This is a genomic window from Haloimpatiens myeolchijeotgali (assembly GCF_042688525.2).
GTDB lineage: Bacteria > Bacillota > Clostridia > Clostridiales > Clostridiaceae > Haloimpatiens.
This window is the reverse complement of record NZ_JBHWAB010000001.1, coordinates 3,910,976-3,917,500: the sequence shown is the minus strand read 5'-3', so window position 1 is coordinate 3,917,500 and position 6,525 is coordinate 3,910,976. Positions and strand designations below refer to the sequence as shown.

Sequence of the window (6,525 nt, the reverse complement as noted above, 5' to 3'; positions counted from 1 at the left end):
GACACAGGTAGATGAGGAGAGAATCCTAAGGCCAGCGGAAGAATTGTTGTCAAGGAACTCGGCAAATTAACCCCGTAACTTAGGGAGAAGGGGTGCCTGCGAGAGCAGGCCGCAGTGAATAGGCTCAAGCAACTGTTTAGCAAAAACACAGGTCTCTGCTAAAGCGAAAGCTGATGTATAGGGGCTGACGCCTGCCCGGTGCTGGAAGGTTAAGGGGATTGGTTAGCGTAAGCGAAGCCTTGAACTTAAGCCCCAGTAAACGGCGGCCGTAACTATAACGGTCCTAAGGTAGCGAAATTCCTTGTCGGGTAAGTTCCGACCCGCACGAATGGCGTAATGATTTGAGCACTGTCTCGACAACAAATCCGGTGAAATTGTAGTGGGGGTGAAGATGCCCTCTACCCGCGATTGGACGGAAAGACCCCGTAGAGCTTTACTGTAGCTTAGCATTGAATTTCGGTATTGTCTGTACAGGATAGGTGGGAGACTTAGAAATAGGGGCGTCAGCTTCTATGGAGTCGTCCTTGGGATACCACCCTGACAGTATTGAAATTCTAACCGGAGGCCATGTATCTGGTCACGGGACATTGTTAGGTGGGCAGTTTGACTGGGGCGGTCGCCTCCTAAAATGTAACGGAGGCGCCCAAAGGTTCCCTCAGCGCAGTTGGAAATTGCGCGCAGAGTGCAAAGGCATAAGGGAGCTTGACTGCGACACATACAAGTGGAGCAGGGACGAAAGTCGGGCTTAGTGATCCGGTGGTTCCTCGTGGGAGGGCCATCGCTCAACGGATAAAAGCTACCTCGGGGATAACAGGCTGATCTCCCCCAAGAGTCCACATCGACGGGGAGGTTTGGCACCTCGATGTCGGCTCGTCACATCCTGGGGCTGAAGTCGGTCCCAAGGGTTGGGCTGTTCGCCCATTAAAGTGGCACGCGAGCTGGGTTCAGAACGTCGTGAGACAGTTCGGTCCCTTTCCGTCGCGGGCGTAGGAAATTTGAGAGGAGCTGTCCTTAGTACGAGAGGACCGGGATGGACCAACCTCTGGTGCACCAGTTGTCATGCCAATGGCATAGCTGGGTAGCTATGTTGGGACGGGATAAACGCTGAAAGCATCTAAGCGTGAAGCCCACCTCAAGATTAGATTTCCCATAGCGTAAGCTAGTAAGACTCCTGGAAGACTACCAGGTTGATAGGTCAGAGGTGTAAGCGTGGTAACATGTTAAGCTGACTGATACTAATAAGTCGAGGGCTTGACCAAATAATTAACACTGTGCAATTTTGAAAGAACAATAATCTGGTGATTATGGCTCAAAGGTAACACCCCTTCCCATTCCGAACAGGACGGTTAAGCTTTGAAGCGCCGATGGTACTGCAGGGGAAGCCCTGTGGAAGAGTAGGTCGTCGCCAGGTAAGATGGCTGGATAGCTCAGTCGGTAGAGCAGAGGACTGAAAATCCTCGTGTCCCTGGTTCGATTCCTGGTCCAGCCACCAATTTAATAAGGCGCTATAGCCAAGTGGTAAGGCAGAGGCCTGCAAAGCCTTTATCCCCAGTTCAAATCTGGGTGGCGCCTCCAAAAATAACTATGCAAATATGCATAGTTATTTTTTTTTAGGTTATTTAACTACTGGATCTAAAATTACAATTTTATTATTTATACAATCTAATTTAACTTTAGCTCCTATTGGTAAAGTTAAGTTAGGATAATCATGCCCACAACAAAAATTCATAATTGTAGGTTTATTTAAAAACAATAACCTATCTCTAAATACTTGTTCTAAGGATATACTTATACTATCAGAGGATGAATAACAATTAGTAAAATGTCCAATTATAAAACCTCGGCATTGCTGTAATTTATTTGATATTAATAGTTGAGTAAGCATTCGATCTATTTTATAAGGAGGTTCATCTATGTCTTCAATAAATAAGATTTTATTTTTGGTATCTATTTCATATGGAGTTCCTAATGTGCTGCAAATTAATGATAAATTTCCTCCCACTAAATAGCCTTCAGTAATCATCTTTTTTTGATCTCTAAGACATAAATTGAGAGAACCAACAGTATATTCATTTAAACCACTTTGGAGTGTATTAAATAAGCTTTTAAAGGTATATTTATCTTCGAAATTTGATGTAAGCATAGGACCATGAAAAGTTATCAAATTACATCTTTTATTTATTTCATTAAGTAAACAAGTAATATCACTAAATCCTACAAAAATTTTAGGATTATATTTAATTACAGACCAGTCTATTAGAGGAAGAATTCTCATAGAACCATAACCTCCTCTAGCACATAGAATCATATCTATAGTTTTGTCACAAAACATATTCATTAAATCATTGGCTCTATCAACATCACTTCCAGCTAAATATCCAAGATTTTCATATATATGAGTACCTAGTTTTACTTTAAAACCAAGATTTTTAAGTATATTAATGTTTCCTTCAATAAGTTTTTTATCTAATGGACTAGAAGGAGTAATTATCCCTATAGAACTGCCTTTTTTTAATTTGTTTGCAATCATATAAACACCTCAGTTTAGTTCTTTATTAAATTGTATAGAAACTTTTTTTTATATATGCATATAATGTAGTTTGTGAGGAGATTTTTTATTTTTCATTTAGTTTTCTCACATATTTAGTAGACAGTAAATTTAATATATGCATATAAATTATGAATGTTATTATTCAATTTTTATTTATAAATAGTTTGTGGCATATTAAAAATGAATAATTTTGCAATAATAAAAGAAAATTATAAAAATAGTGAATACCATAAAGATATTTTTAATAGAATGCAATATTTGACCATATACATGAAAATACAGCCAAATATACAACACAATTACTCTAGAAAAATTCTTAAAACACTAGTATAATCTCTATATGTTGACTTAAAAATAATATAATTTTATTTTTAATAAGTCATAAATATAGTTATATAAAGAATACGTTAAAAAAGAAGGTGAAATTATATGTACAAAGAAATTATTGAAAGAAAAAAATTACCTGTGATAATTTGTTTGATATTTATTTTGTGTATATTTATTTATATATCTAAATATGTTTCAAGTTTATTTATAGATAATGATTTTTTATGCGGTCTCTTTGATGTATTTTTTACTATAGCTATGATAGTAATCATTATGGCGGAAATATATAAGACTAACATTAAGTATAAATATTCTATAATAGCTGATCAGTTTATAATTCATAAACTGCGAGGAGATTCTAAAATAGAAGTAGAGAATATAAAATTTAAAGATATAAAATTTATAGGTAAAAAAAGTGAGTTAAAATCAAGATATGATGTTATAAGTAATAGAAGATATATTTGTTCTTTATTTAATTCAAAAAAGTATTGTTGTGTATATTTTGATGGTAGTGGATTTAGAAAGTTTTATTTTGAGCCCAGTGCTGATTTAGTAGATAAATTGGAATTTATAATGAATAAAGATAAAGAATGTTTTGATGTAAAATATAGATTGAGTATTTCAATATAGTATAGAAAGTGATAAAAAAAGCAGGAAATTATTTTTCCTGCTTTTTCTTATGGTTAAATTCTTGTTTTATTTCTTTTAGTAAATTTTCATTTTGAATAAGATCAAGTCCTGTAAGGGAAAGTGCTTGTATTGTTTTCATTGTATTATTTATTGCAAAATCTTTTAATGTTTCTTTACCAAAGGCTTGAGATGGATAACCAATTGAGGCGTTTTCAGTTATAGAAACAAAAGGGTTTATACAAGGAAGTATATGACTTACGCTACCTATACTAAGTCCTGGAAGTGTTTCATTGGAAGATGATATATTTATTATGCCGCATTCCTTTAAATTATGAGAAAATATTCGACAGAGATTTTCATTTAGAATCATTTCCTCATAAGGAAGTTGATAAATACTTATATTACATTTTAATTCAAATATATTGCTTATCAATGAAATAAAAGATTTAATTATTTCTAAAATTTTATAACTATTTTCTATTTTAGGAGTAGTTATGAGATAATTACTTTCACATTTGGAATATAGTGAGTATGAATTACAAACTCCATTTGTAAAGATATTTTGAATTTTGTATCCTTTAGGTAAATTTTTATTTACTAAATCAATGAAGTTATGTGTAAGCATACATGAATCTAAAGATGAACAGCAATTAATAGGAGTATTATTATCAAGATCAAATTTTATTTTTACTGGTAAAACAGACATAGAAGGTAAGGTGTTAGTTGTTATAACATGAGGATGAGCCATTAAAACTACATCAATATCTTCAAATGTACCTTGTTTTACCATAGTTGTTTTACAACCATTTATATATTCACCTGGACAGCCTAATACTACTATACTTCCTCCTGTTTTAGAAATTACTTTTGAAAGAGATAAGGCAGCACCTATGGACATAGTAGAAACTAAATTATTACCTGAAATATGTCCTTTGTATGGGTCTGCATCATATTCACATATATAACATATTTTAGGATAACTATTTCCATATTGAGCATAAAAAGCAGTATTTATTCCAAGGTAATTTTCTTTTATTTCAAAGTTATATTCTTTTAGAAGAGATATTATATAATTATAAGCTTTATATTCTTTAAAGCTTTCTTCAGGGTTATTATAAAGGTATCTAGCAAGTTTAAATAAATCATTTTTTAAAGTACTTAAGTAAGTAATGATTTCTTGTTTCATTTTATTTACCCCTTTCGCATAATTTTAGTTTATTTAACTATTTGTTTAGTATTCCCTAATAATTTGTAAGATATTTGTCGTATGAAAACTTAAATGGACAAAATAAAAGTGGACAGTGTATTGAATAAAATATAGTGTAAGAGGCAATAATTGTAAATAATGAAATGAAATATTACTTTTTAAGGAGGATATTATGAATAAAAGAACTTGTATTATATGTGGAAAGCCTCTGAATAATGGTATAATAATAAGCGGTAGAGGAATTTGCAAAAATTGTGAAGAGAAAATTATAGAATGTGATATGGATACAGATTTTTATGAGTATTATAAAAATTGTATAAAAAAATCCATAACTCAAGGTATAGTAACAAAAGGAGAGGATTTAAGTTGTCAAGGTTACCGCTTATAGAGGGTGTGTCGAGTTATATAAAAGAAAAAAATATATCTTTTTGCATGCCAGGGCATAAATATGGAAAAGGCTTTCTACAAACAAGAGAAGGAATAACATTAAGCAGGGATTTATTAAAATATGATATCACTGAAGTGGAAGGTGTTGATAATCTTCATAATGCTGAAGGAATAATAAAAGAGTCTCAAGAACTTTTGAGTGAGTATTACAAAAGCAAAAAATCATATTTTCTAGTCAATGGAAGTACTAGTGGTAATTTAGCTATGATATTTTCTGCCTTTAATGAAGGAGATAAGATAATAGTTGAAAGGAATTGTCATAGATCAATTTTTAATGGAATAATAATGAGAAAATTAAAACCTGTTTATATAAAAAATAAAATAAATGATAAATTTAATGCTCCTCTTTCAATAGATATGGAGCATTTTTTTCAGATAGTTAAAAAAAATAGTGATGCTAAAGGAATAATAATAACATATCCTAATTATTATGGTATTTGTACAGATTTAAGAGTTATAGTGAAAGAGGCCAAAAAGTATAATATGAAGGTACTAGTTGATTCTGCTCATGGTGCACATTTTGGAGTAAATAAATTGTTACCTAAAAATGCAATAGAATTAGGAGCGGATATGGTAGTAATGAGTAGTCATAAAACTCTTCCTAGTTTTACACAAACAGCATATTTACATATAGGAAATAGTGTAGATGAACATAAGGTGGATTTTTATGTGAGCGCATTTTTAAGTACAAGCCCATCATATATGTTAATGTGTTCTATGGAATATGCTAGATATTATCTTGAAGAAAAAGGTGATGCTGCGTACACAAAGTTAATTGATATGTTGTCACATTATAGAAGTATGATAAATACGTTATCAAGATTTCATATTATAGGAAAAGAAGATATCCAAAATGATGATTTTGATATAGATACTACTAGATATGTTATTAATGTAGAAAAAGGTTATAGTGGACATAAGCTTTTAGAATATCTAAGAACAAAAAAAATACAGGCTGAAATGAGTGATAGTCAAAATGTAGTTTTGATTTTTTCACCTTTTAATACAGAAAAGGAACTTAAAAAATTATATGAAGCATTGAAAACATGTCCTATGGATTTAATTGAAGAAAAGTATATAGAGACAAGAAAGTATGATATTCCAATAATGAAAATTATACCTTGTGAAATTATGAATAAAAAGAAAGTAAGTATAAAAATTGAAAAAGCAGAAGGGAAAATAAGTGCTAATTCTATAGTACCATATCCACCAGGAATTCCACTTATAATGCCAGGAGAAATAATAAGCGGGAATACAATAGATGTGATAAAATATAATATAAGAAATGGAATGACTATTTTAGGATTAGATAAAGAGCGTGGAACTATAGATATAGTTAAGGAATAACTAATGTATTAATAAT

5 protein-coding genes, 2 tRNA genes and 2 rRNA genes (1 of these 9 running past the window's edge) are annotated in these 6,525 nt (G+C 31.8%); 7 read left to right on the top strand and 2 right to left on the bottom strand.

Translation table 11 applies throughout. From position 1 onward, the window contains the following. From ACFIJ5_RS17600 to ACFIJ5_RS17585, 4 genes are all read left to right on the top strand, one after another. Positions 1–1,259: ribosomal RNA gene (locus ACFIJ5_RS17600) — 23S ribosomal RNA — on the top strand; it begins 1,640 nt to the left of the window's first position. Positions 1,260–1,294: 35 nt separating this feature from the next. Beyond that, positions 1,295–1,411: ribosomal RNA gene (gene rrf / locus ACFIJ5_RS17595) — 5S ribosomal RNA — on the top strand. A 5-nt stretch (positions 1,412–1,416) separates the two neighbouring features. Continuing rightward, positions 1,417–1,492 (top strand) — tRNA-Phe (locus ACFIJ5_RS17590). A 9-nt stretch (positions 1,493–1,501) separates the two neighbouring features. Continuing rightward, positions 1,502–1,575 (top strand) — tRNA-Cys (locus tag ACFIJ5_RS17585). 40 nt (positions 1,576–1,615) lie between these two features. Here ACFIJ5_RS17585 and ACFIJ5_RS17580 read toward each other — a convergent pair. Next, positions 1,616–2,530, bottom strand: coding sequence for a S66 peptidase family protein (locus tag ACFIJ5_RS17580; protein ID WP_379809389.1), 915 nt, complete (start codon positions 2,528–2,530; stop codon positions 1,616–1,618). A gap of 450 nt (positions 2,531–2,980) precedes the next feature. Here ACFIJ5_RS17580 and ACFIJ5_RS17575 point away from each other — a divergent pair, with 450 nt between their 5' ends. Continuing rightward, a complete protein-coding gene (locus ACFIJ5_RS17575; RefSeq protein WP_379809387.1) occupies positions 2,981–3,508 on the top strand; it encodes a hypothetical protein in 528 nt (175 codons plus the stop codon). A gap of 28 nt (positions 3,509–3,536) precedes the next feature. Here the strand turns inward: ACFIJ5_RS17575 and ACFIJ5_RS17570 are convergent, their stop codons facing one another. Further along, positions 3,537–4,694: a zinc-binding metallopeptidase family protein gene (locus ACFIJ5_RS17570; protein ID WP_379809385.1), complete on the bottom strand. Its 1,158-nt coding sequence runs from the start codon at positions 4,692–4,694 to the stop codon at positions 3,537–3,539. 193 nt (positions 4,695–4,887) lie between these two features. Here ACFIJ5_RS17570 and ACFIJ5_RS17565 point away from each other — a divergent pair, with 193 nt between their 5' ends. Continuing rightward, positions 4,888–5,103, top strand: coding sequence for a sigma factor G inhibitor Gin (locus ACFIJ5_RS17565; RefSeq protein ID WP_379809383.1), 216 nt, complete (start codon positions 4,888–4,890; stop codon positions 5,101–5,103). Further along, positions 5,082–6,509, top strand: coding sequence for an aminotransferase class I/II-fold pyridoxal phosphate-dependent enzyme (locus tag ACFIJ5_RS17560; protein WP_379809381.1), 1,428 nt, complete (start codon positions 5,082–5,084; stop codon positions 6,507–6,509). The genes ACFIJ5_RS17565 and ACFIJ5_RS17560 overlap by 22 nt, the downstream gene beginning before the upstream one ends. Positions 6,510–6,525 lie beyond the last annotated feature (16 nt).

What these genes read in the sequence shown, in the direction of transcription:
- ACFIJ5_RS17580 (WP_379809389.1), bottom strand. Translation starts at nt 2,530, where the DNA reads ATGATTGCAAACAAATTAAAAAAAGGCAGTTCTATAGGGATAATTACT.
- ACFIJ5_RS17570 (WP_379809385.1), bottom strand. Translation starts at nt 4,694, where the DNA reads ATGAAACAAGAAATCATTACTTACTTAAGTACTTTAAAAAATGATTTA.
- ACFIJ5_RS17565 (WP_379809383.1), top strand. Translation starts at nt 4,888, where the DNA reads ATGAATAAAAGAACTTGTATTATATGTGGAAAGCCTCTGAATAATGGT.
- ACFIJ5_RS17575 (WP_379809387.1), top strand. Translation starts at nt 2,981, where the DNA reads ATGTACAAAGAAATTATTGAAAGAAAAAAATTACCTGTGATAATTTGT.